The following is a 25,445-nucleotide window of genomic DNA, read 5'->3' on the forward strand; positions in this document are numbered from 1 at the left end:
GCGAAGAGGCCATTGCAGCCGAAGATAATCTTTAGCCTTACCGGCCTCTTCGCAGCACAAGGCTGCTCCTACAGGGGTTAAGCGGGAGACTGTGTGATGGTTCCGAAATCAGACGGTGGCCAGCACCGCCATGGCCTTCTCCAGCGCCATGCGCGCGCGCTGTTCGCCGCTGATTCCTTGCTCCAGCAGCTGCCGTGTGGGGATTTCCAGGCTCAGCGGCACCGTGGGCGGCAGGCCGCGCAGCAGGCTGACCAGGTCGGCATCGCCGTCACCAGGGAAGCGCCGCTCGTTTCGCGCCTGGCGCAGAATCTCGTCCATGTCGGCGGGTACCGGGCCGGCGACGTCGCACAGCTGGGCGTAGCGCATGCGCTGCGGCGCCAGTTGTGCCAGGTCGCCCAGCGAAGACCGGGAGCGATTGAAGTGGAAGGCATCCACCAGCACGCAGCCATTGCTGCGGTCGGCGTTGGCCACCACCCGCATGGCCTGGCTCAGGTCACGCACATCGGTCCAGGGCATGAACTCCAGTTGCGGGTAAATGCCATACCTCGCTGCCAGGTCACACAACGCGGCAAAGCGCTCGGTGAGACGGGCTTCATCCGGGTCGTTGCCGGCTACCAGCAGCTCTGTGCCACCCAGCTCAGCGCCTACCGCCAGAATCGGTTCGAAATCGGCCACGCAGGTTTCGGGCTTCAGGCGCAGTATTTCCAGGTCGAGCACCTTGATACCGGTGTCGCGCAGGCGCGCCTGGGTTTGCCGGCGCAGGTCGGCGTCGGCCACAAGCGGGAAGTGCTGCTCCTGCTCGGTGGCCGGCACCAGGCGCAGGCCAACGTGGCTGTAACCGGCGCGGGCAGCTGCCTCAACCATGTCCGGCGGGGACAGTTCGAGCACCGTCAGGGCGGCGAGGGAGAAAATTCGATCAGTCATTGTTCGTCACCAAAATCAAGTCAGGGTCTGCTTAGGCAATCTGCTCGGGGGCACAGGCCCGGCCGCTTTGCGCCGCCTGGCGGATGGCTTCGATCAGCGCCAGCGTGCGGCCACCGTCGGCAGCGTCGATCAGCGGCGCCTGCTCACCGCGGGCAACCCGTACGAAATGCTGCAACTGCAGGGTCAACGCCTCGCCGTCAGGAATGGTTTCTTCGCTCTGCAGCAGCGGCGTGTGCCAGCCAGACCCCGCCTCGGCGTAGTGCCAGCGCTTGAGCTGGGGAATACTCAGCGCCCCTTGGGTGCCAGCCAGCAGGTAGCAAGGCTGGCCATCCTGGCGCGGGTAGATAGGGCTTTCGCCGGAGTCCAGCTCCCAGCTCCACGGCGCAGCCACCGCGTCCGAGCCGGTCAGGCTGCCCAATGCGCCGTTGGCAAACTGCAGCAGCACCGCCGCGCTGTCTTCGTTGGCAAAACCGCGTACATCGTTACGGGTGAACGCCTGCACCTGCACCACCTCGCCGCACAGATGGCGCAGCAGGTCGAGGTCGTGGATCAGGTTGGTCAGCAAGAAGCCGGCCCCCGGCTCGCGACGCCATGGGGTGTCGAAGTAGCTGTCTGGCTTTTGCAGTTGCCACAATGCGGTGACATTGATCAGCCGGCCGAGCTTGCCGTCGGCAATCACCTGGTGCGCCTTGGCGATCAGTGGATTGTGCCGACGGTGATGGCCGACCAGCACTGGCACACCCCGGCTGCGCGAGGCTTCTACCAATGCACGGACTTCATCCAGGTGCACGCCCACCGGCTTCTCGACCAGCACTGGCACGCCGGACTCAATGCAATCCAGCGCGGTAGCCACATGCAGGTTGTTCGGGTTGGCAACGATCACCGCCTCGGGACGCACACGCTCCAGCATCTGCCGGTGGTCGGCAAAACAGGGCACGCCGCACTCGGCGGCAAAGGCCTCGGCCTGCGGGCCCGGGTCGGCCACCGCGCACAATTGGGCTTGCGGCACGATACGCAGGTGCTGATAGTGCTGGCGGCCCATGATGCCGGCGCCAATCAAGGCAATACGAAGGGGTGCATTCAACAGCCTGTCCTCTTGTCGTTGTTGTTGGGCAGATTCTGAAACCGAATTCCAGAATCAACACTCGACAATTTAGAACCAAGTTCAGCTTTTCAGAAGAACCGGTAGAACAGACTGTGCGGTAATCGACCAGTAATGTGCCTTCAGGCAAACAATTCGCTTGCCCGGCTGGCTGCAGACAGCTCTTGCGCCGCCGCCATCAACAGCGGCGCCAGCTCTGCCAGGCGGCTTTGCGCCATCCGTGCGCTAGGCCCGGCGATGCTCAATACGCCAATCACCTCGTCCGTTTGCGGGCGACGCACCACCGCCGCCAGGGCCGAGGTACCGATGGCCGAGGTTTCCTGGACCCAGGCATAACCCTGTTCGCGGGCACGGTGCAGGTAGGCAAGCAGCTCCTCGGTGGAACGTGGCGCGTTCGGGCCGAACTGCGCAGGGTCGGCAATGCCTTGGCGCAACACCATCTGCAGCGCCTGTTCATCGTCCAGGCTGGCCAGCCAGGCATGCCCAGAGGCGGTGTAGAACAGTGGCGCATCGCGGCCCATGTCCGGGTCGTAGCGCAGCCCGGAGCGGGCGCCTTGGGACTTGGCGATCCAGGTCTGGCGGGTACCGTCGATCACGCCAAGGCGCACCAGTTCGCCGCTGTCCTGGGCCAGGCGGTCGAGAATCGGCTGGATGATGTCGGCACCGTTGCTGGACAGGTAACGAAAGCCCAGCGCCACCAGCTTGGCCGATAGCTGGTAGCGGCTGTTATCGCGGTTCTGCCGCACGTAGCCTAGCCGCACCAGCTCGGTGAGCATGCGGTGGGCCGCGCTTTTGGGGATGTCCAGGCGCTCGGCCAGGGTTTGCAAGGGCAGCCCCTGAGGTTCGCCGGTAAGGCTCTCTACAAGACTGAAGGCGCGTTCGATCTGACTACCAGCCATGACACAGTTCCCTGATTTTTTTGCGGATTCTAGAAGATGATTCCATATGAGCGGTAGAGCGCGCAGCCAGCCTCCCGTGAAATGTCCGGTTATCGCCCATTAGTTGCCCTTCCAGGCTGCCAGGCCATTGCGGGCCGAGCAGCTGCGGATAAAAATATGGAACCTTGTTCTAATAACAAAACAGGAACGCCGCAATGCCTTCTGCTGCTCTCGATACCGAATACGATGTACTGGTCATAGGCTCCGGCGCCGCCGGGCTGGCTGCGGCCGTGACAGCTGCCTGGCACGGGCAGAAGGTGATCGTGCTTGAGAAGGAACCCGTGTTTGGCGGCGCCACCGCGTGGTCGGGCGGCTGGGCATGGGTGCCACGCAACCCGCTGGCCCAGCGGGCTGGCATTGTGGAAGACATCGAGCAGCCACGCACCTACCTGCGAAATGAACTGGGGGCGAATTACAACGCCGAGCGTGTGGATGCGTTCCTCGAAGCCTGCCCGCATATGGTGGCGTTCTTCGAAAAACACACAGCGCTGCAGTTTGCCGACGGCAACGGCATCCCGGACATGCATGGCGACACACCCGGTGCGGCCCAGGGCGGGCACCAGGTAATTGCCGCGCCGTACGACGCCCGCCAGGTGGGCGCCTTGCTGCCGCGCCTGCGCAAGACCCTGCGCGAAACCTCATTCATGGGCATGCCGATCATGGCCGGCGCAGACCTGGCCGCCTTCCTCAACATGACCCGCTCGCCCAAGGCCTTGCTGCACGTGTGCAAGCGCTTTGGCCGCCACCTGTATCACCTGGCCCGGTATGGCCGGGCGATGCACCTGGTCAACGGCGTGGCATTGGTGGCGCGCCTGGCCAAGTCGGCACAAGACCTGGGCGTGCACCTGCAGGAGTCGGCGCCGGCCAAACGCCTGCTGGTCGAAGAGGGCCAGGTACGCGGGGTGCTGGTGGGCACACCGCAGGGCGACCGGCAGATCCGGGCCAAGGCCGTGGTACTCGCGGCAGGTGGTTTCCCCAACGACAGCGCCCGGCGCCGGCAGCTTTTCCCGCGTGATGCCAGCGGCCACGACAACCTGGCCCTGCCGCCGCAGGGTTGTTCCGGTGACGGGCTGCGCCTGGGCGAGTCGGCCGGTGGCGTGGTTGCCACCGACCTCAAATCGCCAGTGGCGTGGGCACCGGTTTCGCAGGTGCCGCACCGCGACGGCAGCGTCGGCCACTTCCCGCACATCATCGAGCGCGGCAAGCCCGGCATCATTGGCGTGCTGGCCAACGGCAAGCGCTTTGTCAACGAAGCGCATGGCTATTACGACTATGTGTCAGCCATGGTCGCGGCGGTGCCGTCGGACGTGGAGGTGTGCTCGTGGCTGGTTTGCGACCATCGCTTCTTGCGCCGCTATGGCCTGGGTTACGCCCGCCCGGCACCGCTGCCGGTAGGGCCGCATGTGCGCAGCGGCTACCTCAAGCGCGGCGCCACGCTCGAACAACTCGCCCAGGCGTGTGGCATCGACCCGTCCGGGTTACGCGCCACGGTCGATGACTTTAACAGCCACGCCCGCAACGGCCAGGACCCGGCATTCGGCCGTGGTTCCACACCGTTCAACCGCAAACAGGGGGACCCGCAGCACAAAGGGCCCAACCCTTGTGTAGCGCCCATCGAGCATGGGCCGTTCTATGCGGTGAAGGTGAAGCCTGGCTGCTTTGGCACCTTTGCCGGGCTGCGCACCGATGGCAGTGCCCGCGTGCTGGATGAGGCCGGGCAGCCGATCCCGGGGCTGTATGCTGCAGGTACCGACATGGCCAGCGTGTTTGGTGGCTGGTACCCGTCGGGTGGCATCAACCTGGGTCCGGCGCTGACCTTTGGTTATGTGGCCGGGCGGCACATTGCCGGGGTGCAAGGGTACGAGTGAGGTACGCCGAAAGGTTTGCAGCGTTTATGAGATCGATCGCCGCCCGCGCGGCGCTTCGCGACGCAAGGCCGCTCCCACATTTGTTGCAACGTGGCCATGCCTGTGAGGCCATGGCTATCACCCTTGGCGCACGACTTAAGACAGGTGGTGCGGCAGCCGCGCCAGCCTGGAGGTATTGTCACACCAGCAAGGCGGGCAACCATGACCTGACAGGTTTGGCACGTTGCAACAAATGTGGGAGCGGCCTTGCGTCGCGAAGCGCCGCGCGGGCGGCGCTCGATCTCACAGGCGCTGAAACTGCTGCGGCGGACATAACTGTCAGCCTGATCTGATTTTTTGTCGCCCGATGCTTGCATCAGGTGGCAGGCATTTCTGCGCTCGAAGTTGTCGGCAATCGCCATCACCCGTTCGGCAAGGCCAGGTGCTCTGCGAACCTCAGCCGCGCAGCTGGTACCAAGTGGTCTTGAGCTGCGAATACTTGTCGAACGAATGCAACGACAGGTCGCGCCCGAACCCCGACTGCTTGCCACCGCCGAAGGGCACCGTCACATCCAGCGCGTCGACCGTGTTCACCGACACGGTACCGGCTTTCAACGCCCGCGCTACCCGGTGCACCTGGTTGAAGTCATCGCTCCACATCGAAGCCGCCAGGCCATAGATACTGTCGTTGGCCAGGCGCACCGCTTCTTCTTCCGTGTCGAAGGCGCTGACTGCCAGCACCGGCCCGAACACTTCCTCCCGCGCCAGGCTCATGCGGCCATGGACACCGGCAAAAATGGTCGGCTCGATGTAGTTGTCCGACCCTTCGATGGTCAGGCGCCGACCGCCACACACCAACCGTGCGCCCTCTTGCCCGGCGCGCACAATGGCGGCTTCGATGCGGCCGGTTTGTTCGGCATCGACAATGGCACCAGCACGGCTCGCCGGGTCCAGCGGGTTGCCCGGCAACCACTGGCGGGCTTTGGCTTGCAGGCGCTCGACAAATTCGTCATGGATGGAGCGCTGCACGTACAGCCGCGAGTTGGCCGAACACACTTCGCCCTGGTTGAAGAAAATACCGAATGCGGCCTTTTCCGCCGCCAGGTCCAGGTCCTGGCAGTTTTCGAACACCAGGTTGGGGCTCTTGCCGCCGCACTCCAGCCACACCTGCTTGAGGTTGGACTGCGCCGAGTACTGCATGAAGTACTTGCCCACCTGGGTGGAGCCGGTGAACACCAGGCAGTCCACATCCGGGTGCAGGCCCAGCGCCTGCCCAGCCTGCTCGCCCAAGCCAGGCACCACGTTCAGCACGCCTTCCGGCACACCGGCTTCCAGCGCCAGCTGGGCCAGGCGCAGGGCCGAGAACGGTGATTGTTCGGCAGGTTTGAGCACCACGCTGTTACCGGCAGCCAGCGCCGGGGCGAGCTTCCAGGCGGCCATGTCGAGCGGGAAGTTCCATGGCACCACGGCAGCGACCACGCCGAGGGCTTCGCGGGTGATGGTGGCCAGCGCATTGGCAGCAGTGGGCGCCACCTGGTCATACAGCTTGTCCAGCGCCTCGCCGTACCAGGCGAACACATGGGCCGAGCCCGGCACGTCGATGTTGTAGGCGTCCATCACCGGCTTGCCCATGTTCAGCGAGTCAAGCAACGCCAGTTCTTCGCGATGGGCCATGATCAGCTCGGCCAGGCGCAGCAGCACCTTCTTGCGCTCGCCTGGGGCCATGCGCGGCCAGGGGCCTTGTTCGAAGGCCCGACGTGCGCTGGCCACGGCAAGGTCGACCTCGGCCTGGCCGCAGGCGGCGACCTGGGCCAGTACGGTGTTGGTTGCGGGGTTGATGGCGGCGAACGTGGCGCCATCCTGTGCGTTGACGGGTTTGCCGTTGATCAGCGCCTGGGATGGCAGGTACAGGTCCCAGGCGCGTTGTTGCCAGAATTCGAGGGTGTACATTTGTACTCCAGGCGACCGCGGTGGCGATCATTTTTGCGGAAGTAACAGGTACCACACAGTCCGCAAGCGCGCCTCGCCTCCTCTGTGGGAGCGGGCGTGCCCGCGAATCAGGCGACACGGAGGATGGCACCGGCTTCGCCGGTGTTCGCGGGCATGCCCGCTCCCACAGGGGAAACCGGTTGCCCTTGGCAACGGCTTAGAGCTTGCCAACCAACCGAGCGGTGCGGTCCACGGCAATGCGGGTTTTCTCCACCAGCTCATCCAGCTCGCTGTGGTTGGCGATCAAGGCCGGTGCCATGATCATCCGGCCCAGGGTCGAGCGAATGATCACCCCTTCCTCGAAACCAAAGGTGCGGCATTGCCAGGCCAGGTCGTTCTCGTTGGCGAAGCGTTTGCGCGTCGGCTTGTGCTCGGCGAACTGCAACGCTGCCACCAAGCCGGCCCCCTGCACCTGGCCGATCAACGGGTGGTCGGCGAACACCTCGCGCAGGATGCGCTGCAGGTACGGCCCGGTGTCATCCTTCACCTGGGTGACGATGCCTTCGTCGCGCAGCGCCTTCAGGTTGGCAATCGCCACCGCCGCCGCCACCGGGTGGCCGGAATAGGTCAGGCCGTGGGCAAACACCCCGCCACGTTCCACCAGCGCCTCGGCAATACGCTTGCTCAGCACCAAGCCACCCATGGGCACATAGCCGCTGGTCAGGCCCTTGGCGATCGACAGGGTGTCGGGCTCGAAACCGAAGTATTCATGGGCAAACCACTCGCCGGTGCGGCCAAAGCCACCAATCACCTCATCGGCGCACAACAGCACGTCATGCTGGCGGCAGATGCGCTGGATTTCCGGCCAGTAGCTTTCCGGCGGGAAAATCATGCCGCCTGCGCCCTGGAACGGCTCGGCGATAAAGCCGGCAACATTCTCGGCGCCCAGTTCCAGGATCTTTTCCTCCAGCTGCAAGGCGCAGCGGCGGCCGAACTCGGCCGGGGTCAGCTCGCCCCCCTCGGCGTACCAGTACGGCTCATCGATGTGCGCAACATCCGGGATCAGCCCGCCCATTTCGTGCATGAACTTCATGCCGCCCAGCGCCGTGGCCGCCAGAGTCGAGCCGTGGTAACCGTTCCAGCGGCCAATCATGACCTTCTTGTTCGGCTGGCCGACCACTTGCCAGTAGCGGCGTACGGTACGGATCAACACTTCGTTGGCTTCAGAGCCGGAGTTGGTGTAGATCGCATGGCTGTAGTGGCCGGGCAGCAGGCTGAACAGCAGCTCGGACAGTTCGATCACCGCCGGGTGGGTGGTGTGGAAAAACATGTTGTAGTAGGCCAGCTGGTCCATCTGCGTGGCGGCAGCGACAGTCAGGTCGCGGCGCCCGTAGCCGAGCTGGGTGCACCACAGGCCAGACATGCCATCCAGGTAGCGCTTGCCCTCGCTGTCCCACAGGTGCAGGCGTTCGCCACCGACGATCACCCGCGGGCCTTCGGCATTCAGCGCCTTCTGGTCGAGGAAGGCATGGATATGGTGCGCGGCATCGGCTGCCTGGTAGTCGCGGGTCTGGCGTTGCGGGGCGAAAGGCGCATTCATTGTTGGTTTTCCTTTGCGGTGGGGTTGCAGGGTGGCTGTCGCTCAGCGCAGCTTGCCCATGTAGCTTTCCAGCGGGTCCTTGCCCAGCACGCCCTGGGCATTGGCCAGCGCGTCGATGAACAGGGAAAACAGCTCGGACTGGGTGCCGATGTCGAGCTTGGCGTAGACGTTCTTGCGGTGCGACTTGATGGTGTCTTCCGACACGCCCAGGCGCTCGGCCAGCGACTTGGTCGAGTGGCCACGCAGGATCAACTGGGCGATACGGCACTCACGCTCGGTCAGCAGCGAGCTGCCAAAGTTGTTCAGCGCCGCGTGGATGCGTTGTTCGAGGATGTTCTCGAAGCGCCCGGCGCGGCTGTCCAGCCCGGCGAAGTGCTTGCTCAGCACCGCCAGCACCCAGGGCGTGATGCGCCCGTACAGCTCGCGGCTGTGTGCATCCAGCTTCTCGGTGAACGCCAGCGACACCGCCAGGCTCTGCCCAGGCGCAACCTGCAGGATGTAGTTGAGCTCATCCTCCAGGTGCGAGTGCCGGTAGAACGACTGGTAGTACTCGCTGACCTCGAAATGGTCGGGTGCCACTTCGAACAACCCATAGCACCCCGACGCTACCTGCTCCACACAGGCACCGTAGAACGGGTCGAGCAGGTAGAAGCCGGACAAGTAGCGGCTGACATTGCCCTCAGGCTGCCAGGGCGCCTTGTCGTCCTGCTCGAACAGCGCACAAGGCATGCCGTCGTGCGGGTACAGGTACACCGTGGTCGCCTGGATCGGCCGGATAACGCCAAGTGCGGCAAACAGGTTGGCGGCAAAGCCCGGTCGGCCGATTGCCTCGGTGACCTTGGCCAGGTGCTCGAACCACTGTTCTGAAAGCAATTGATTAGTCACTGTGGGCCTGCCGTTTCTATTCAGTGGCACCGCCGCCAGTGCGGTGCGTTGTTGACCAAGATACTCCCACGCCACTGCAGGCGCCGAAATCACCCTTTGGGGTGAGCCGGGCGAGGCTGTACCCGCTCACCCCAAAGGGTGATTCCGGGTACCTGCAGGGTGTGGGAGCATCAACCCGCCCCAGCGCTGCGAGCCTTCCGCTCGACCTCCTTGCACTTCACCCACCGGTAACGAGCCTGCTCGCGTACTGCGGTGTCTTGCATCCCCTTCCAGGAGTTAGCAATGCATACAACAACAAGTACAGCCCATAGCCCCTCACATGACACCGCCGCGCATCCCTGCGCCAACACCGGCCGCTTCCGCAAGTCCATGGGGCTGACTGCCCTGGTCCTGTTCGGCCTGGCCTACATGGTGCCCCTGGCCGTATTCACCACCTACGGGCTGGTCACCCAGATGACCAAAGGGCACCTGCCCACCGCCTACCTGCTCACCCTCGCCGCCATGCTGCTGACTGCCTACAGCTACGGCCGCATGGTCCAGGCCCACCCCTACTCCGGCTCGGTCTACACCTATACGCGCAAGGCCTTCGGCAGCCACATCGGCTTTATTACCGGCTGGACACTGCTGCTCGACTACATCTTCCTGCCGCTGCTCAGCTACCTGCTGATCGGCATCTACATGTCGGAATACTTCCCGGCCATCCACGCCTGGGTGTGGGTGGCAGGCTCCATTGCCCTGGTCACCTTCCTCAACCTGATCGGCATCGAGTCCATCACCCGGGTCAACTGGATCCTGGTGGTGGTGCAGCTGGTGTTCATCGTCGTCTTCGTCGCCCTGTCCGTGCTCAAGCTCAGCGGGCAGGCGGAGCCAGTGTCGCTGCTGGCCCCCTTCCACCACGAAGGTTTCAGCGTGCCGCTGATCATGACCGGCGCTGCCATGCTGTGCCTGTCCTTCCTGGGGTTTGATGCCGTCTCGACCATGGCCGAAGAAACGACCAACCCGACCTACCGCATTCCGGTGGCGATCCTGGCGGTTTCACTGATCGGCGGCTTGCTGTTCTTGGTGGTGTCGTACTGCGCGCAAATGGTGTTCCCCGACTGGGGCAGCTTCGCCGACCCGGATTCGGCCTCGGTGGATGTGATGCGCCGTGTCGGCGGCGAACTGCTGGTAGCAGCCTTCACTGCCACCTATGTGGCCGGCTGCTTCGCCTCGGCCATGGTGTCCCAGGCCAGCGTGTCGCGCGTGCTGTTCGCCATGGGCCGCGACGGCGCGTTGCCGCGGGCGTTCGGCCAACTGGTGACGAAAAAACGCGTGCCAGCCACTGCCATCCTGGTGGTCAGCCTGCTGTCGCTGATCGCCCTGGTGATCACCCTCGACACCGTGGCCAACATGATCAGCTTCGGCGCGCTGTTCGCCTTTTCGGCGGTGAACCTGGCGGTGGTCAAGCACTACCTTGTCGACCAGAAACTGCGCGGTGGCCGCAACTACCTGCTGTACGGCGCCATCCCCGGCCTGGGCTTTCTCAGCACGCTGTGGCTGTGGAGCAGCCTGACCAGCCTGTCGTTCACCATCGGCCTGTGCTGGATGGGCATGGGCCTGGTGGTGCTGATGGGGCTGACCCGAGCGTTCCGGGTGAAGCTGCCGGAATTGCAGATGGCGGAGTGACGCTACACGCTGGGTGATAACTGGTCGTTATCACCCGATCCGCATTAATCATTATTCAGCCCCCCGTTCGCCACCTACAGTCCCGGTGCAACGACTGTCATTGCCAACGGGAAACGAAATGTCCATCGAACATCGCCTGAACCATATCGCCGGCCAACTCAGCGGCAACGGTGACGTGCTGCTGAACAGCGTCGACGCCCACACCGGCGAGCCGCTGCCTTACGCCTTCCACCAGGCGACCGGCGACGAAGTAGAGGCTGCCGTGCAGGCCGCCGACGCCGCCTACCCCGCCTACCGCACCACCAGCCCGGCCCAGCGTGCCGCTTTCCTCGACGCCATTGCCAACGAGCTGGACGCACTGGGTGACGACTTCATCCAGCATGTGATGCGCGAAACCGCGCTGCCCGAAGCCCGCATCCGTGGCGAACGCAGCCGTACCAGCAACCAGCTGCGCCTGTTTGCCGAGGTGGTACGCCGAGGCGATTTCTACGCCGCACGCATCGACCGTGCCCAGCCCCAGCGTACCCCGCTGCCGCGCCCGGACCTGCGCCAGTACCGCATCGGCGTGGGCCCGGTGGCCGTGTTCGGTGCCAGTAACTTCCCGCTGGCCTTCTCCACCGCTGGCGGTGACACCGCCTCGGCGCTGGCCGCTGGCTGCCCGGTGGTGTTCAAGGCCCACAGCGGGCACATGCTTACTGCCGCCCATGTGGCTGGTGCCATTGACCGCGCGGTGGCCAGCAGCGGTATGCCGGCAGGTGTTTTCAACCTGATCTACGGTGCCGGCGTGGGCGAAGCGCTGGTCAAGCACCCGGCCATCCAGGCGGTCGGTTTCACCGGCTCGCTGCGCGGTGGCCGCGCCCTGTGCGACATGGCGGCGGCACGCCCGCAGCCGATCCCGGTGTTTGCCGAAATGAGCAGCATCAACCCGGTGATCGTCCTGCCTCAGGCGCTGCAAGCCCGTGGCGAGCAGGTAGCCAGCGAACTGGCCGCCTCGGTGGTGATGGGTTGCGGGCAGTTCTGCACCAATCCGGGCCTGGTGGTAGGCATCCAGTCGCCGCAATTCGCGCTTTTCCTGCAAACGTTGGTAGCCCGCATGGCCGACCAGGGCCCCCAGACCATGCTCAACGCCGGCACCCTGCGCAGCTACCAGAACGGTGTCCAGCACCTGCTGGCACACCCGGGTATCCAGCACCTGGCCGGGCAGCCACAAACCGGCAACCAGGCCCAGCCGCAGCTGTTCAAGGCAGACGTAAGCCTGTTACTGAACGGCGACCCGCTGTTGCAGGAGGAAGTGTTCGGCCCGACCACCGTAGTGGTGGAGGTGGCCGATGCCGAGCAACTGGCCGAAGCGCTGCGCCACCTGCAGGGCCAGCTGACCGCCACCCTGATTGCCGAGCCTGATGACCTGGAGGCCTTTGCCTCGCTGGTGCCGTTGCTGGAGCGCAAGGCCGGGCGCCTGCTGCTCAACGGCTACCCGACCGGTGTAGAGGTTTCCGATGCAATGGTGCATGGCGGACCTTACCCGGCCACCTCCGACGCACGCGGCACCTCGGTCGGTACCTTGGCCATCGACCGCTTCCTGCGCCCGGTTTGCTTCCAGAACTACCCCGATGCACTGCTGCCGGATGCGTTGAAAAACGGTAACCCGCTGAGGATTGCGCGGTTGCTCGATGGCGTAAGCAGCCGCGACGCGGTGTGATAGGGAGCCTGCTGAGCAGGCACGGTGCAACTTAGCCGTGCCAGGCGTGCAGGCTGCCGCATACCCTCGAAAGCTCACACGGCCAATGGGGGAGCCGGCCTGCGCGAAGAGGCCGTTACAGGCGCAGGCCATTGATGAAATTTCATTGTCAGAATTCACTATGCTCCACTGACAATGGAACTCAATTCATCAACAAGGCCAGCCATGTACTCCTCCGAACGCCTTAAAGGCATCGACGTATTCGTTGCCGTCGCTGATCTGGGCAGCTTCACGGCAGCCGCAGAGCGGCTCAACCTCACCAGCTCGGCCATCAGCAAGAGCGTGGCCCGGCTGGAGGCCCGCCTGGGCACACGGCTGTTCAACCGCACCACACGCACCTTGTCGCTCAGCGAGGCTGGCGTCATCTTCTACCGTACCTGCACCTCGGTCCTGGCCGACCTGGAAGAGGTCGAGCACGCACTGGTCGCCAGCGACAACGAACCCCATGGCAAAATCCGGATAGAACTGCCAGCCTCCTACGGCCGCCTGCATGTGCTGCCCTTGATTCTGGACTTCATCCGCCTGCACCCATTGCTGCAACCGCACGTGTCTTTCTCCGACCGTTTTGTCGACCCGGTGCACGAAGGTATCGACATCGTGGTGCGAATCGGTGGCCCGGATGCTTGGCCGGCCGCACTTGGCCACCAGTACTTCGGTGCCCAGCGCCTGATGTTCTGTGCCGCACCCGCCTACTTGGAAAAGCACGGCGTGCCACAAGACGAACGCGACCTGGAATACCACCACTGCGTCGGCTATGGCCATACCGATGGCATGGTCAGCCCCTGGCTGTTCAAGGGCCGCCAACCTGGCGAAATGGAACGACGCAGCGTACAACCCCGCATCGCGGTGGGGGACGGTGAAGGGGAAGTTGCAGCAGTGCTGGCCGGTCATGGTATCGGCCAGCTACCAACCTGGCTGACCCAGCAACACCTCGATCAAGGGCGGCTGGTCGAAGTGTTGCCCGCGCTGGCCACCGACGGCCTGCCAATGAATCTGGTGTGGCTCAAAAGCCGCGAGGGGCTACCCAAGGTCCGCGCCCTGCTCGACTACCTGCTGCCTCGGCTGGCGCCTCATGGTACCCGGGCCAGCGACGCGCGCTGACGCGCAAGGCCGCCGACCAGCGGCACAAGCCCCAGCGCCACCACGGCCACGCCTGCGGCTACGTAGCCCAGGTATTCGATACCCAGGCCAGGGATGGTCAAGCCACCGAGGACGGCGCCCAGGCCAATGCCCGCATTGGCCGCCGACACATTGGTGCTACCGGCCAAAGCCTGGGCATGCGTCACAGACCCCATCACCCGTACCTGGCTGATGGGGTATAGCGCGGTGTTGGCCACACCCCACACCCCCAGTGCCAGGCAGAACACCAGGCCTGCATGGGCCAGCGGCACGATCGCCGCCATGCCGATGGCCAGCAACAGCAGAAACAGCGCCGTCGCCCTGAGCGGTGAACGGTCCACGACCCGTCCACCGATCCAGTTGCCGAGCAGGCCCACTGCGCCAAAGCCCATCAGCCACCAACCGGTATGCGCGGGTGGTACACCCGCGACCCGCTGCAGCAGCTCGGCCAGGTAGCTGTAGCCTGTGAACATCGCGGTGAACACCACCACCGACAGCAGGACATTGGCAAGGAAATAGCGCTCCTTGAAAATGCGTGCCTGCTGCATGAAGTCGACTTTTGCCGCGCGGGCAACGTGCGGCATCCACACCCACATGGCCAGCGCCATCAGCAATGACAGCGCGGCCAGCATCCAGAATGCGCCACGCCAACCCACGGCATTGGACGCCACGGTGCCCAGCGGAATACCCAGCAACATCGCCGCCGAGATGCCCAGGTACACCTTGGAAATGGCTTGCCCTGCTTTATCAGGCCCGGCCAACTGGCCGGCCGTTTCACTGGCCGTGCCCCAGAACACCGGCAACGCCAGTGCCGGGACGACCCGGGCAATGGCCAGCACCCAGAAACTGGTCGAGGCCGCAGCCAATGCATTGGCTGCGGCAAATACCAGCAGAATGGTGATGAATAAACGCTTGCGGTCCAGGTGCGCCAATGCCGCTGTCAAGAACGGGCCGGCAAGCATCACAGTAAAGGCAAACAGCGTGACCAACTGCCCCGCCATCGAGATGGAAACCCCAAGGTCCTGGCTGAGCGCGGGCAACAAGCCGACAATCAGGAACTCGGTGGTCACGATCAAGAAGGCCGAAAAGGCAAGGACCGCGACGCTGATTGCAGCAATACGGCCAGTGGGAGTAGCCCCAAGGCGGGGTTCAAAAGCAGACATCGAAACAGGCTCCAGAAAAGATCCTGCTAGTCTATTGATAAATTAAATTCCTATTTTTGGTTATTTTTCACGAATTGAATGAATCAAAATCATCAATATCACTTGAGTGTATACAACTTACTGGGTTCCTGATTACATTATCCCTCGCCTACGACCTCGGTAATCGCCAAGGCGTATTGCAACGGGCTTAAGCCATGTTATCTGCAACCGGTAAGAAAACCCTCCTCGTCAAAAACGCTGCACTTCTGGTCACCATGGACGGCGAACGCCGCGAGATCAAGAACGGCGGCTTGTACATCGAAGACAACCTGATCAAACAAGTCGGCCCCACCGATACCCTGCCACAACAGGCCGACGTCATCCTCGACATGGCCGGCAAAGTGGTCATCCCAGGCCTGGTCAACACCCACCACCACATGTACCAGAGCCTCACCCGCGTGGTGCCGGCAGCCCAGGACGGCGAGCTGTTCAACTGGCTGACCAACCTGTACCCGATCTGGGCACGCCTCACCCCCGAAATGATCGCGGTGTCGACCCAGACCGCCATGGCCGAACTGATCCTGTCGGGCTGCACCACCTCCAGCGACCACCTGTACATCTACCCCAACGGCTGCAAGCTCGACGACAGCATCCACGCCGCCGCCGAGATCGGCATGCGCTTCCACGCCGCGCGCGGCAGCATGAGCGTCGGCCAGAGCCAGGGCGGCCTGCCGCCTGATTCAGTGGTGGAAAAGGAAGCTGACATCCTCAAGGAGTCCCAGCGCCTGATCGAGGACTACCACGATGCCAGCCACGGCTCGATGCGCCGCATCGTGGTAGCGCCGTGCTCGCCCTTCTCGGTCAGCCGCGACCTGATGCGTGAAGCCGCCGTGCTGGCTCGCCAGTACGGGGTGTCGCTGCACACCCACCTGGCCGAGAACGTCAACGACATCGCCTACAGCCGCGAGAAGTTTGGCATGACCCCTGCCGAGTACGCCGAGGACCTCGGCTGGGTCGGCCGCGACGTATGGCATGCCCACTGCGTGCAGCTCGACCAGCACGGCATCGAGCTGTTCGCCCGCACCGGCACCGGCGTCGCCCACTGCCCATGCTCGAACATGCGCCTGGCCTCGGGCATTGCCCCGATACGCAAGATGCGCGACCACGGCGTACCGGTGGGCCTTGGGGTCGACGGCTCTGCCTCAAACGACGGCGCCAGCATGATCGGTGAAGTGCGCCAGGCCCTGCTGCTGCAGCGGGTAGGCTTCGGCCCCGACGCCATGACCGCCCGCGAAGCACTGGAAATCGCCACCCTCGGCGGCGCCAAGGTGCTCAACCGCAATGACATCGGCGCCCTTGCCCCGGGCATGGTCGCCGACTTCGTCGCCTTCGACCTCGGCCACGTCGCCTATGCCGGTGGCCACCACGACCCGCTGGCGGCACTGGTGTTCTGCACCCCGACCCAGGTGCACACCAGCGTGATCAACGGCCGCGTCGTGGTGAAGGACGGCCAGTTGGCCACCGTCGACCTGCCACGCGTGCTGGAGCGCCACAACCAGTTGGCACACCAGCTGGTCAGCGGCAACTGATGTACCCGGGCTGCTGCGGCCAAGGCCGGTTGCAGTAGCCCACACCTCCCATTCAAAACTCAACGAATGCGACTGAGACCGTGCTGTTAGACGCATAAATAACAAAGCGAGCTACTCACCATGACCTCTCCCGCTTCACCTCGTCCGGAAGACGAATCGCTGGCCACCGAGCACCTCGGCGTGCGCATCGAGCCCATGCCACAGCTTGCGGCGCAGGCGCTGGCGCTTGATGGCGTTGTCAAGCCACGCGATACCTTGCAGAGTTGCATTGCCTGTACCGCCCATGTCACCGGCCAGATTTAGCGCGGGCTATGTGGGAGCTGGCTTGCCGGCGATGGGGTGCGAAGCAGCCCCAGGTTTCAGGTGCGCAGGACCTGCTCCCCGGCATTGCTCGGCAAGCGAATGGCATCCGCCAACGCCACGCAGGCAATCAACGCAACGCCAATCAACGCCCAGTGGAAGTCGCTGACTGTCATCTCGCCTTCGCCGCCCCGCACCATCATCGCCACGCGCAACAGCAGTGCCACCACCGCCACACCCAACGCCATCGCCAGCTGGAAGCACATGCTGAACAGCGTCGAAGCCTCGCCCATCTGCTGCTTGGGCACTTCGGCAAAACCGACAGCGTTGTACGTGGTGAACTGCATCGAGCGCGAAAGCCCGCCCACGAACAACACCACGGCCATCCAGTACCACGGCATGCCTTGCTGCAAGCCCAGGCAGGCCAGAATGCAACCAACCCCGATCAGCCCGTTGACCAGCAACACGCGGCGGAAACCATAGCGGCGCAGCAACCCGGTGGTAAACGGCTTCATCGCCAGGTTGCCGGCGAAGATCGCCAGTACCAGCAGCCCGGCATCCACTGGCGACAAGCCGAAACCAATCTGCAGCAGCAACGGGATCAGGAACGGCAAGGCGCTGATCGACAGGCGGAACAAGGTCCCCCCCACGATGCTGACCCTGAACGTGGGAATAGACAGGGTATCCAGTGGCAATAGCGGCGAAGCATGACGCCGGCAATGGCGAATTGCCAACCAAGTCAGCAAGCCGCCCAGCGACACCAGTCCCAGCCCGGCGCCCAAGCTGCCACCCGCCAGCGAGCCAAGCATTTCCAGGCCGACTAGCCACGCTGCACAGGACGATGCCAGGAAAACGAACCCCAGCGTGTCGAAACGGCGTTTTTCATCTGACCGCGCATTCGGAATCAGTACCCAGGCAGCCGCAATGGCCAGCAACCCGAGGGGGATGTTCAGGTAGAAGATCCAGGGCCACGACCAATGCGTGACGATAAGGCCGCCGAGTGGCGGGCCCAATACGGGCGCCACCAGGCCGGGCCAGGTGATCACTGCGAGCATTTTCACCAGGTCCTTCTTCTCGGTCGTGCGCAGCACCACCAGCCGGCCCACAGGTACCATCAGGGCACCGCCAATGCCCTGAAGCACCCGGGCGGCGACGAAGGTTTCCAGGGTCGGGGCCATGCCGCACAGCAACGACGCCACGGTGAACAGGCCGATGGCCCCGGCAAATACCTGTCGCGGTCCGAAGCGGTCGGCCACCCAGCCACTGAGCGGAATGAACACCGCAACTGCCAACAAGTAGGCACTGATGCCGATGTTCAGGCTGACAGCGCTTTCACCGAAGTCACTGGCCATTTGCGGCAAGGCCGTGGCAATCACGGTGGCGTCGAGGTTTTCCATGAAGAAGGTGATAGCGACCAGCAAGGCGATGCACGTGGCTTGGCGGGGGGTGTTGGTTGTTGCCAGGCTGGCCAAGGTTACAAATCCTTCTGGTGGGTCATGGGGCTCTGTCGCGTCGGGACGCTACCGGGACCTGAGCAAACCGCTCATCCTGCGGGAGCGGGTTAACCCGCGAACACCGGCACAGCCGGTGCCATGCAACGCGAACGTTCAGATCATCTTCATGGCCGCACGCAATGCCAGCAGGTAGGTCTCGACGCCAAACCCGCAGATCTGCCCGCGCACCACTTCGGCAAATACCGAATGATGTCGGAACGGCTCCCTAGCATGGATGTTGGACATATGTACTTCAACCACCGGCGCTTCGAGAATGGCCAATGCGTCACGAATACCATAGCTGTAATGGGTCCATGCCCCGGCATTGATCAGCACCGCATCCACCCGGCCCTCAACGGCCTGGTGGATACGTTCGCACAGGGCACCTTCGAAGTTGGTCTGGAAGCTCTCGACCCTCGCCCCCAGCTCTTCTCCCAGCGCCTGCAAGGCCTGATCAATGTCGGCCAGGGTCGCGGAGCCGTATTGGCGCGGGTCGCGCTTGCCGAACATGTTGTGGTTGATGCCGTGCAGCATCAGGACATTGGCGGCCATGGCTCACTCCAGCGGGATCGTCAGGCGATCGATCACAGCACGGGTTTCGGGCCGTATCCCTCGCCACCAGGCAAACGCCTCTGCGGCCTGTTCGACCAGCATGCCCACGCCATCAGCAACCCGTGCCACACCGGCCTCCCGCGCCAGGTGCAGGAACGGCGTGAGGCCTTTGCCATACGCAAGCTCATAGGCCAGCCGCGTCTCGCCCAGTACCGCGCCAGGTAACGGCGGCAGTTCCCCGACCAGGCTGGCGGAAGTGGCGTTGACCACGATGTCGAAGGTTTGCCCTTGCAGCGCTTCGTATCGGCTGATACGCAACCTCGGGTGATCCAGTTCGTTTCGCAAAGCAAGGGCTTTGCTCATGTCGCGGTTGGCAATCACCAGCTCGCTGGGCCCCGCCTGCAGAAAGGGCAAAAGTGACCCACGTACTGCACCACCGGCACCGAGCAGCAACACGCGGCGGTTGCGCAGCGGTTCACCGTGGTTGTCTTCGATGTCGCGCAGCAACCCGATACCATCGAAGTTTTCGGCCACGATGCAGCCATCTTCGAACTTGAGTGCGTTGGCAGCACGGGCCAATTGCGCACGCTCACTGCGCCGGTCAGCCAACTCGAAGGCGCGCAGCTTGAACGGCGCAGTGATGTTCATGCCCAGCCCGCCATCACCGCGAAACTGCAGCACCTGGGCCTCGAAGCCTTCCAACGAGCCCTCGATGGCTCCATATTCCAGGTGCTGGCCGCTAGCCTGGGCGAACAGGCCATGAATCAGCGGTGACTTGGTATGGTTGATCGGCCGGCCGATCACTGCGTAACAGTCGCTCATCGTGCATCTCCGTGGGTAAACAGCACACCGTCTGCCTGCATGGCGGTGATTTCTTCAGGGCTGAAGCCAAGCGCCGCGGCCACTTCGGCATTGTGCTGGCCGAGGTCCGGGGCCACTTGGTGGATCGTGGTGTCACAGTCGGAAAAGCGAAACGGCAGGTTGGGCAGGCGCAAGGTGCCATAGCGCGGGTGCTGCTGCTCGATGACCATATTGCGCACCTGGATTTGCGGGTCGGCCAGCACCTCGTCGATGCGCTGGACCTTGGCACTGGGGATATCGATGGCGTCGAGCAGGGCGAGGATGTCAGCCACCGAACGCGCGCCCACCCAATCACGGACCACTGCCAGAATCGCCTCGCGGTGGGCATTGCGGCCGTTGAGGCTGTGGTAACGGCTGTCGTTGCCAAAACCTGCAGGGCCGCCGTTGGCTTCGAGCATGGCTGCAAAACGCTGCCAGGCATCATCGACCTGGGCAGCAATCACCAGGTCGCCATCCGCGGCGCGGAATACGCCATACAAGGTGGACGTGGGCATGTCATGGCCGGTCTGCTCGGGCAGCACGGTGCCGTCGGACAGCGTGTAACACTGCACGGCGTATTCATGCATCGACACCAGCGTGTCGTACAGGGCCATGTCGATGTGCTGGCCGCGACCACTGCTCACCCGCCCCAGCAACGCCGCGTTGATAGCCGCGACAGCGTGGATGCCGGTGTACATGTCGCCCAGCGAAATGCGCAGCAGTGGCGGCGCTTCACCCGGCACGCCGACCATCTGCATGATCCCGCTCTTGGCTTCGGCAATAAGCCCGAAGCCGGCGCGATGGGCATCCGGGCCGGTGTGGCCGTAGGCGGAAATCGAGCAATACACCAGGCGCGGATTACGCGCCGACAGCTCGGCATGGCCCAACCCCAGCTTGTCCAGCGCGCCCGGCCGGTAGTTCTCGATGAACACATCGGCCGAGTCGGCAAGGCGCTGCATGAAGGCTTTGCCGCGCGGGTCCTTCATGTTCACGCTGACGCCCTGCTTGCCCATGTTCAATTGCAGGAAGTAGCCACTCTGCTGATCGTCCAGGGTAAACGCGTGCTGGCGGCCGGCATCGCCGCTACCCGGTCGTTCGACCTTGATCACTTCGGCGCCCAGCGCCGCCAGGCAACGCCCGACATAAGGGCCGGCAAGGAAGTGGCTGTAATCGATGACGCGGATACCCGCCAATGGCAATGCCTGGCTCATGCCTGCACCCTCCGCGGCACCATCAACCGGTGCTCGCCACGCTGCACGACCTGCCCATGCTGGTTGATCAGTTCCGATGGCAGCACCACGATGCCCCAGCCTGGGCGGCTGTTGCTCGGGCGCATCGCACCCACGCGCATGCGCACGTGCAGCACATCGTTGACCTTGATGGGTAACACGAAGTCCCAGGTCCAACCCAGCGACATGCCCGGCAGGAAGCGGTAGGCGCACTGGGTCTTCAAGCCATCTGCAATCGAAAGGCCGAACAGGCCATGGGCGACCAGGCAGCCGAAGTGGCTGGCATTGGCGTAGGCCTCGTCCACATGCACCGGGGTGTGGTCACCGGTCAGGTCGGCGTAGGCCAGGATACGCTCGCGGGTCACGGTGTAGGTCGGGCTGATGCACTCATCGCCTTCGCGGGCATCGTCCCAGTACTTTTCAATCACGCTCATGCCTGTACCTCCGCGCGTGGGTCAATCGCCAATGCCTGCGCGACACAGGCCCTGGGCAGCGCCTGGATGAATTCCACTGCCAGACCATCAGGCAGGCGCAACCAGTTGCGGCCCTGGGGCATTTCGCTGACACCGAAGCGCTGCGCCGCAGCCAGCGCCGCCTCCAGGTCTTCGCACATGATGCCCAGGTGCGCCATGCGCCCTTCCGGGCCGTCGAAATCGGGCTGATGGATGAATTGCAGGCCTCCCATCGTCCAGTACTGAACGGGCTGCTCGATGCTGCCCTGCACTTCGCGCAGGGTCATGCCACACACTTCACTGAAAAAGCGGATGTGCCACTGGATGTCACGCACCCAGAAGGCGACGTGTTCGAGGTAGGCTTTTGGCTGGCTCATGCGTTGTCCCTTTTCTGGTGATCGGCCATCGCGCGCTCGATGCCCTTGATACAGGCCACCAAGGTGGCGTTGACGGGTGTAGCGACGCCATGACGCTGGCCCCAGCGCACGACGGAGCCGTTGATGAAGTCGATTTCGGTGACCGAGCCTTTTTCCAGGCTTTGCAGCATCGAGGTACGGAAACTCGATGGCAGACCTTCGGCAGCCAGATGCCAGGCGGCATCGGGACTGTTCAGGCTCAAACGGATACCGGCGCTGCGGGCCACGGCGATGGCCTCGGCCACGGCGGCCTTGGCCGTTTGCTCCAGCAAAGGCTCGTTGTAGAGCTGGCCATAACTGAGCATGGTGATACCGCTGAGCGCGCCGGTAGCGACATTGACCAGCAGCTTGTCCCACATGGTGCCGAGGATGTTGTCGCTGACCGTGGTGGCCAGCCCGGCAGCGTTGAAGGCTTCGGCGATGGCCTGCACGCGGGGTGTCAGTTGCCCGTCCAGCTCGCCGATGTATGTGTGTTTGCCCGCCACGCCAGCACGGATCGACCCCGGTGCCAGCAGCACACCGCCCACATAGGTCTTGCCAGCCAGTACTCGCTGCGGCCCGACCACCTCGGCCAGAATGTCCTCGTGCCCCAGGCCGTTCTGCAGCGACAGCACCAGCGTTTGCGGGCCGAGCAGCGCCGTGGCACCGGCAATCGCTTCGGCGGTGTGGAACGACTTCACCAGCACCACGACCAGGTCAGTCACGCCCACGTCGTTGGCATCGGTGGTGGCATTGACACGCACTTGCCGCTCGCCGTGTTCGTCCTGCACCTGTAAACCGTGCAGGTTGATGGCTTCGACGTGCTCGAGGCTACGGTTGAGCAGCCAGGTTTGGTGCCCTGCCTCGCTCAATGCCGCGCCAATCGCGCAGCCCAGGGCGCCGGCACCCAGAATGCAGATTTTCAAATCGCAGACCTCCAGTGGTTTGCGATTACCTTATGCAGGGCAGCTCATTGGGGCTATACAATGACCTTAATACGCCCATTGAGATTTACAATAATGAGTGCCGCCGACGTACTGCCTGAACCTAAGCTGCTGCAACTGTTCGACCTGCTTTATCACTGCCGCAGCGTCACCCGCGCCGCAGAACAGTTAGGCCAGAGCCAGCCAACCGTCAGCATCTGGCTAGCCCGCCTGCGTCAGCAACTGAACGACCCGTTATTCGTACGCACCCCAGGTGGTATGGCCCCAACTCCGCGCGCCGACCAGTTGATCGGGCCTTGTCGCGAGGTGCTTGAATCACTGCGTCGGCTGACGGCTTGGGAACCACAGTTCACCCCTGCCACTGCGCAGAGGCGCTTTCGCCTGTGTGTCAGCGATGCCAGCCATATCACCTTGCTACCCAGTATTCTCAACCACCTGCGCAACCATGCCCCAGGCATTCGCCTGGAGGCAGCGCGCATCGACGGCAATAGCGAAAGTGCCCTGGAGTCGGGCGAGGCCGACCTGGCCATTGGCTTTGTGCCCTGGCTGGGTGGCGGGATGTACCAGCAGGTATTGTTCGAGCAGGACTGGGTGTGCCTGAGCAACCGCCAGCACCCGCGCCTGGCACACGGCATGGACGTGGCCCGTTACCACGCCGAGGGCCATGTACAGATCAGCGCGGGGACCGGCCAGAAGTTGCTGGAGGCCGGCCTGGCCCGGGCCGGTATCGAACGCCGGATCGTGCTGGAGCTACCAGGGTTTCTGGGGCTGGGGATGATCGTCGGCAGCACCGACCTGGTCGCCACTCTGCCAAGGCATATCGGCCACACCCTTGCCGACATGCATGACCTGCAGGTACACGATTGCCCATTTGCGGTAGAGGGTTTCACTGTAAAACAGCACTGGCATGCGCGCTACCACCAGGACAGCGGCAACCGCTGGCTCAGGGAAGTGATCCACGGCCTGTTCGGTCGACCGGCCTGGCATATTCGTGTGGTTACAGCGCCATGACCATCTCATGCCAAGCCATGCCGCCATGATCCGACGGCGACGGTTTCACGTACTGATACCCCATCTTCTGGTACAGCGCCACATGCTGCTGCTTGCACATCAGGTGAATGGTCTGCTTGCCCGAGGCCTTCATGCGGGCGATAAATTCGTCCATCAAGCGCTTGGCGTAACCTTTGCCCTGGTGCACCGGGTCCACCACCACCGACATGATCACCACGTTCGGTGCTGCCGGGTCATGGCCGATCAGTTCCTTGAAGTCTTCATCAGACATGACGACTTCGTGGGCGCAACCGCTATTGATGAAGCCAACGATCTCACCTGCGTTTTCCAGGATCAGGAAGCCTTGCGGATACTGCGCGATGCGGGTGCGGATCTTCTCCAGCGTGGCCGCTTCATCCCCTTCATAGGCGCCGATTTCAATGGCGTAGCAGCGCTCGGCGTCTGCAACAGTGGGGGTGCGGAACTGCGGGGTATTCATGGCTGACTCCTTGGAAACGTGAAAGCGTCAGGCATGGTAAACCAGTAGCGTTGTGCTTGCCGCCTACCTGGGATGGCACGCATCATGGGCGCATTGCCTACTCGCTCACGGAAACGCCTATGACCGCTGCCCTACTCCCTCTCACAGCGCCAGGACGCTGCAAACGCCTGAAAGCGGCCAGCAGCAGCGACCATGACAACGTCGACGAACTGGTGATGGCGGCGCGACCTTTCGAGAGCCGTGAGCGTTATGGCCACTTCCTGCAGGTACAGCACCGCTTTCACGGCAGCCTGCTGGCGCTGTATCAGGACGAGCAGCTGAACCGGTGGCTGCCAGGGCTGGTTGAGCTGTCGCGTTTTGCCGCAGTCGAGGAAGACCTGCTCGATCTGGGTCTGCCGCTGCCAACGTCACCCCAACCGGTCAGTGCCAGCCCGGCCCAGGCCCTGGGGTGGCTGTATTGCAGTGAAGGCTCCAACCTGGGTGCAGCGTTCCTGTTCAAGCAGACCCAGCGCCTGGGCCTGAATGGCAATGAGGGTGCCCGCCACCTGGCGCCGCACCCCGATGGTCGTGCACTGCACTGGCGCGAGTTCGTGGCCAGGCTTGATGGCCTGGTGCTGGACGAGGAGGAAGAAGCAGAAGTTGTGACGGGGGCGATTGCTGCGTTCGACAGTTATCGGGCACACCTGCGAGAAGTGTTCGCAGGCCGATGAGCATAGGGTATGTACAGGGGTAATCAGGCGTCAAAAGTTCTACAAGTTGTTGCTGCAGCGAACTTTTTCCCGTTTACCGGTCTATCTGGGAGGCACAGAAAGGTAGCGGCACGCGAGACAAGGTTCGCCCCACACCTGCTGGCCAGATGGCTCAATTGTTATCAGAGGTTGGCTTCGCTCATGAAAATACATGTCGCAAGGTTGGTGCTGCTCGGCCTGTTCTCGTTCGCGGCGGTGGGCACGGCATCGGCAACACAAATGAAAGCACCGGTGGCGCCGGCACCGGCCGTTCAGTCACCGTTGCAGCCTGCCGGCAGCCCGTGGTCGAGGGTGGCCAGCGTGGCAGATACACAGCCCGCCACGCTGCTGGCGCACGACGACGACCGCTGGCATGACCACAGAAGCGACTGGCGCCGTGAGCAGTGGCGGCGCGAGCAAGCCCGGCGGGACTGGGAGCGCCGGCGTGACTGGGAACGGCGCCGCGATTGGGAGCGCCGCCATGAGCGGGCCATGCACCAGCGCCACCATGACGACTACCGATATTACCGCCGTTGACCATCACG

The 25,445-nt window shown here is 63.7% G+C and carries 24 protein-coding genes; 9 read left to right on the forward strand and 15 right to left on the reverse strand.

Translation table 11 applies throughout. The features are described 5' to 3' along the window. Positions 1–108 precede the first annotated feature (108 nt). The 3 genes from SB756_RS16890 to SB756_RS16900 form a co-directional block, all read right to left on the reverse strand. Positions 109–924, reverse strand: coding sequence for a sugar phosphate isomerase/epimerase family protein (locus tag SB756_RS16890; protein ID WP_410911180.1), 816 nt, complete (start codon positions 922–924; stop codon positions 109–111). Positions 925–955: 31 nt separating this feature from the next. Next, a complete protein-coding gene (locus SB756_RS16895; protein WP_410911181.1) occupies positions 956–2,008 on the reverse strand; it encodes a Gfo/Idh/MocA family protein in 1,053 nt (350 codons plus the stop codon). 140 nt (positions 2,009–2,148) lie between these two features. Then, positions 2,149–2,925, reverse strand: a complete 777-nt coding sequence (locus SB756_RS16900) for an IclR family transcriptional regulator (RefSeq protein WP_410911182.1) — start codon at positions 2,923–2,925, stop codon at positions 2,149–2,151. A gap of 194 nt (positions 2,926–3,119) precedes the next feature. On the opposite strand from SB756_RS16900, the gene SB756_RS16905 reads away from it, so the two are divergent. Further along, the gene (locus SB756_RS16905; protein ID WP_410911183.1) at positions 3,120–4,832 is read left to right on the forward strand and encodes an FAD-dependent oxidoreductase; all 1,713 of its coding nucleotides are present in this window, start codon (positions 3,120–3,122) and stop codon (positions 4,830–4,832) included. Between the two features lie 435 nt (positions 4,833–5,267). Here the strand turns inward: SB756_RS16905 and SB756_RS16910 are convergent, their stop codons facing one another. The 3 genes from SB756_RS16910 to SB756_RS16920 form a co-directional block, all read right to left on the reverse strand. Then, the gene (locus SB756_RS16910; protein WP_410911184.1) at positions 5,268–6,761 is read right to left on the reverse strand and encodes an aldehyde dehydrogenase; all 1,494 of its coding nucleotides are present in this window, start codon (positions 6,759–6,761) and stop codon (positions 5,268–5,270) included. Positions 6,762–6,957: 196 nt separating this feature from the next. Beyond that, positions 6,958–8,340, reverse strand: coding sequence for an aspartate aminotransferase family protein (locus SB756_RS16915; protein WP_410911185.1), 1,383 nt, complete (start codon positions 8,338–8,340; stop codon positions 6,958–6,960). 42 nt (positions 8,341–8,382) lie between these two features. Beyond that, positions 8,383–9,225, reverse strand: a complete 843-nt coding sequence (locus tag SB756_RS16920) for a LuxR C-terminal-related transcriptional regulator (RefSeq protein ID WP_341798324.1) — start codon at positions 9,223–9,225, stop codon at positions 8,383–8,385. A 282-nt stretch (positions 9,226–9,507) separates the two neighbouring features. Between SB756_RS16920 and SB756_RS16925 the strand changes: the two genes are divergently transcribed. The 3 genes from SB756_RS16925 to SB756_RS16935 all read left to right on the forward strand — a co-directional run bounded on the left by SB756_RS16925 (position 9,508) and on the right by SB756_RS16935 (position 13,729). Beyond that, positions 9,508–10,890, forward strand: a complete 1,383-nt coding sequence (locus SB756_RS16925; protein ID WP_410911186.1) for an APC family permease — start codon at positions 9,508–9,510, stop codon at positions 10,888–10,890. Positions 10,891–11,008: 118 nt separating this feature from the next. Beyond that, positions 11,009–12,589 carry an aldehyde dehydrogenase (NADP(+)) gene (locus SB756_RS16930; RefSeq protein WP_410911187.1) on the forward strand — a complete coding sequence of 527 codons (1,581 nt, stop codon included), beginning with the start codon at positions 11,009–11,011 and terminating at the stop codon, positions 12,587–12,589. A 204-nt stretch (positions 12,590–12,793) separates the two neighbouring features. Further along, on the forward strand, positions 12,794–13,729 hold the full coding sequence (locus SB756_RS16935) for a LysR family transcriptional regulator (protein ID WP_341798321.1): 936 nt from the start codon (positions 12,794–12,796) through the stop codon (positions 13,727–13,729). On the opposite strand, the gene SB756_RS16940 is transcribed toward SB756_RS16935, so the two are convergent. Beyond that, the gene (locus SB756_RS16940) at positions 13,699–14,910 is read right to left on the reverse strand and encodes an MFS transporter (RefSeq protein WP_410911188.1); all 1,212 of its coding nucleotides are present in this window, start codon (positions 14,908–14,910) and stop codon (positions 13,699–13,701) included. The two genes, SB756_RS16935 and SB756_RS16940, sit on opposite strands and share 31 nt — an antisense overlap. A 194-nt stretch (positions 14,911–15,104) precedes the next feature. On the opposite strand from SB756_RS16940, the gene SB756_RS16945 reads away from it, so the two are divergent. Further along, positions 15,105–16,478 carry an 8-oxoguanine deaminase gene (locus SB756_RS16945; RefSeq protein ID WP_410911189.1) on the forward strand — a complete coding sequence of 458 codons (1,374 nt, stop codon included), beginning with the start codon at positions 15,105–15,107 and terminating at the stop codon, positions 16,476–16,478. A 120-nt stretch (positions 16,479–16,598) separates the two neighbouring features. Further along, positions 16,599–16,781, forward strand: coding sequence for a hypothetical protein (locus SB756_RS16950; protein ID WP_410911190.1), 183 nt, complete (start codon positions 16,599–16,601; stop codon positions 16,779–16,781). A gap of 56 nt (positions 16,782–16,837) precedes the next feature. Here the strand turns inward: SB756_RS16950 and SB756_RS16955 are convergent, their stop codons facing one another. The 7 genes from SB756_RS16955 to SB756_RS16985 all read right to left on the reverse strand — a co-directional run bounded on the left by SB756_RS16955 (position 16,838) and on the right by SB756_RS16985 (position 22,665). Further along, positions 16,838–18,250 (reverse strand): MFS transporter, encoded by a 1,413-nt coding sequence (locus SB756_RS16955; protein ID WP_341798318.1) that lies wholly within the window; start codon positions 18,248–18,250, stop codon positions 16,838–16,840. Positions 18,251–18,385: 135 nt separating this feature from the next. Beyond that, a complete protein-coding gene (gene aroQ / locus SB756_RS16960) occupies positions 18,386–18,823 on the reverse strand; it encodes a type II 3-dehydroquinate dehydratase (protein WP_341798317.1) in 438 nt (145 codons plus the stop codon). 3 nt (positions 18,824–18,826) lie between these two features. Beyond that, on the reverse strand, positions 18,827–19,645 hold the full coding sequence (aroE, locus tag SB756_RS16965; RefSeq protein ID WP_410911191.1) for a shikimate dehydrogenase: 819 nt from the start codon (positions 19,643–19,645) through the stop codon (positions 18,827–18,829). Continuing rightward, positions 19,642–20,874, reverse strand: coding sequence for a CaiB/BaiF CoA transferase family protein (locus tag SB756_RS16970; protein ID WP_410911192.1), 1,233 nt, complete (start codon positions 20,872–20,874; stop codon positions 19,642–19,644). Before SB756_RS16970 ends, aroE begins: the two co-directional genes overlap by 4 nt. After that, entirely contained in the window at positions 20,871–21,326 is a 456-nt protein-coding gene (locus SB756_RS16975; protein WP_016500334.1) for a MaoC family dehydratase, read from the reverse strand. The genes SB756_RS16970 and SB756_RS16975 overlap by 4 nt, the downstream gene beginning before the upstream one ends. Continuing rightward, complete coding sequence (locus tag SB756_RS16980; protein ID WP_341798313.1) at positions 21,323–21,721, reverse strand: VOC family protein; 399 nt, start codon at positions 21,719–21,721, stop codon at positions 21,323–21,325. Before SB756_RS16980 ends, SB756_RS16975 begins: the two co-directional genes overlap by 4 nt. Beyond that, positions 21,718–22,665 (reverse strand): ketopantoate reductase family protein, encoded by a 948-nt coding sequence (locus tag SB756_RS16985; RefSeq protein ID WP_410911193.1) that lies wholly within the window; start codon positions 22,663–22,665, stop codon positions 21,718–21,720. Before SB756_RS16985 ends, SB756_RS16980 begins: the two co-directional genes overlap by 4 nt. A 93-nt stretch (positions 22,666–22,758) precedes the next feature. Between SB756_RS16985 and SB756_RS16990 the strand changes: the two genes are divergently transcribed. Next, positions 22,759–23,694: a LysR family transcriptional regulator gene (locus SB756_RS16990; protein ID WP_410911194.1), complete on the forward strand. Its 936-nt coding sequence runs from the start codon at positions 22,759–22,761 to the stop codon at positions 23,692–23,694. Here SB756_RS16990 and SB756_RS16995 read toward each other — a convergent pair. After that, positions 23,681–24,172 carry a GNAT family N-acetyltransferase gene (locus SB756_RS16995; RefSeq protein ID WP_049275416.1) on the reverse strand — a complete coding sequence of 164 codons (492 nt, stop codon included), beginning with the start codon at positions 24,170–24,172 and terminating at the stop codon, positions 23,681–23,683. The genes SB756_RS16990 and SB756_RS16995 overlap by 14 nt on opposite strands. 119 nt (positions 24,173–24,291) lie before the next feature. Here SB756_RS16995 and SB756_RS17000 point away from each other — a divergent pair, with 119 nt between their 5' ends. Beyond that, a complete protein-coding gene (locus SB756_RS17000; RefSeq protein ID WP_410911195.1) occupies positions 24,292–24,882 on the forward strand; it encodes a biliverdin-producing heme oxygenase in 591 nt (196 codons plus the stop codon). Between the two features lie 180 nt (positions 24,883–25,062). After that, the gene (locus tag SB756_RS17005) at positions 25,063–25,437 is read left to right on the forward strand and encodes a hypothetical protein (RefSeq protein ID WP_341798308.1); all 375 of its coding nucleotides are present in this window, start codon (positions 25,063–25,065) and stop codon (positions 25,435–25,437) included. Positions 25,438–25,445: the final 8 nt, after the last annotated feature.

The sequence above is a fragment of the Pseudomonas sp. SIMBA_068 genome, from assembly GCF_046534705.1.
In the GTDB taxonomy this organism is placed as follows: Bacteria; Pseudomonadota; Gammaproteobacteria; order Pseudomonadales; family Pseudomonadaceae; genus Aquipseudomonas; species Aquipseudomonas putida.

Bases quoted from the DNA above. Each gene is read 5' to 3' on its own strand.
- SB756_RS16890 (WP_410911180.1), bottom strand. From the start codon at position 924: ATGACTGATCGAATTTTCTCCCTCGCCGCCCTGACGGTGCTCGAACTG.
- SB756_RS16900 (WP_410911182.1), bottom strand. From the start codon at position 2,925: ATGGCTGGTAGTCAGATCGAACGCGCCTTCAGTCTTGTAGAGAGCCTT.
- SB756_RS16905 (WP_410911183.1), top strand. From the start codon at position 3,120: ATGCCTTCTGCTGCTCTCGATACCGAATACGATGTACTGGTCATAGGC.
- SB756_RS16910 (WP_410911184.1), bottom strand. From the start codon at position 6,761: ATGTACACCCTCGAATTCTGGCAACAACGCGCCTGGGACCTGTACCTG.
- SB756_RS16915 (WP_410911185.1), bottom strand. From the start codon at position 8,340: ATGAATGCGCCTTTCGCCCCGCAACGCCAGACCCGCGACTACCAGGCA.
- SB756_RS16925 (WP_410911186.1), top strand. From the start codon at position 9,508: ATGCATACAACAACAAGTACAGCCCATAGCCCCTCACATGACACCGCC.
- SB756_RS16930 (WP_410911187.1), top strand. From the start codon at position 11,009: ATGTCCATCGAACATCGCCTGAACCATATCGCCGGCCAACTCAGCGGC.
- SB756_RS16935 (WP_341798321.1), top strand. From the start codon at position 12,794: ATGTACTCCTCCGAACGCCTTAAAGGCATCGACGTATTCGTTGCCGTC.
- SB756_RS16940 (WP_410911188.1), bottom strand. From the start codon at position 14,910: ATGTCTGCTTTTGAACCCCGCCTTGGGGCTACTCCCACTGGCCGTATT.
- SB756_RS16945 (WP_410911189.1), top strand. From the start codon at position 15,105: ATGTTATCTGCAACCGGTAAGAAAACCCTCCTCGTCAAAAACGCTGCA.
- SB756_RS16950 (WP_410911190.1), top strand. From the start codon at position 16,599: ATGACCTCTCCCGCTTCACCTCGTCCGGAAGACGAATCGCTGGCCACC.
- aroQ (WP_341798317.1), bottom strand. From the start codon at position 18,823: ATGGCCGCCAATGTCCTGATGCTGCACGGCATCAACCACAACATGTTC.
- aroE (WP_410911191.1), bottom strand. From the start codon at position 19,645: ATGAGCGACTGTTACGCAGTGATCGGCCGGCCGATCAACCATACCAAG.
- SB756_RS16970 (WP_410911192.1), bottom strand. From the start codon at position 20,874: ATGAGCCAGGCATTGCCATTGGCGGGTATCCGCGTCATCGATTACAGC.
- SB756_RS16975 (WP_016500334.1), bottom strand. From the start codon at position 21,326: ATGAGCGTGATTGAAAAGTACTGGGACGATGCCCGCGAAGGCGATGAG.
- SB756_RS16980 (WP_341798313.1), bottom strand. From the start codon at position 21,721: ATGAGCCAGCCAAAAGCCTACCTCGAACACGTCGCCTTCTGGGTGCGT.
- SB756_RS16990 (WP_410911194.1), top strand. From the start codon at position 22,759: ATGAGTGCCGCCGACGTACTGCCTGAACCTAAGCTGCTGCAACTGTTC.
- SB756_RS16995 (WP_049275416.1), bottom strand. From the start codon at position 24,172: ATGAATACCCCGCAGTTCCGCACCCCCACTGTTGCAGACGCCGAGCGC.
- SB756_RS17000 (WP_410911195.1), top strand. From the start codon at position 24,292: ATGACCGCTGCCCTACTCCCTCTCACAGCGCCAGGACGCTGCAAACGC.
- SB756_RS17005 (WP_341798308.1), top strand. From the start codon at position 25,063: ATGAAAATACATGTCGCAAGGTTGGTGCTGCTCGGCCTGTTCTCGTTC.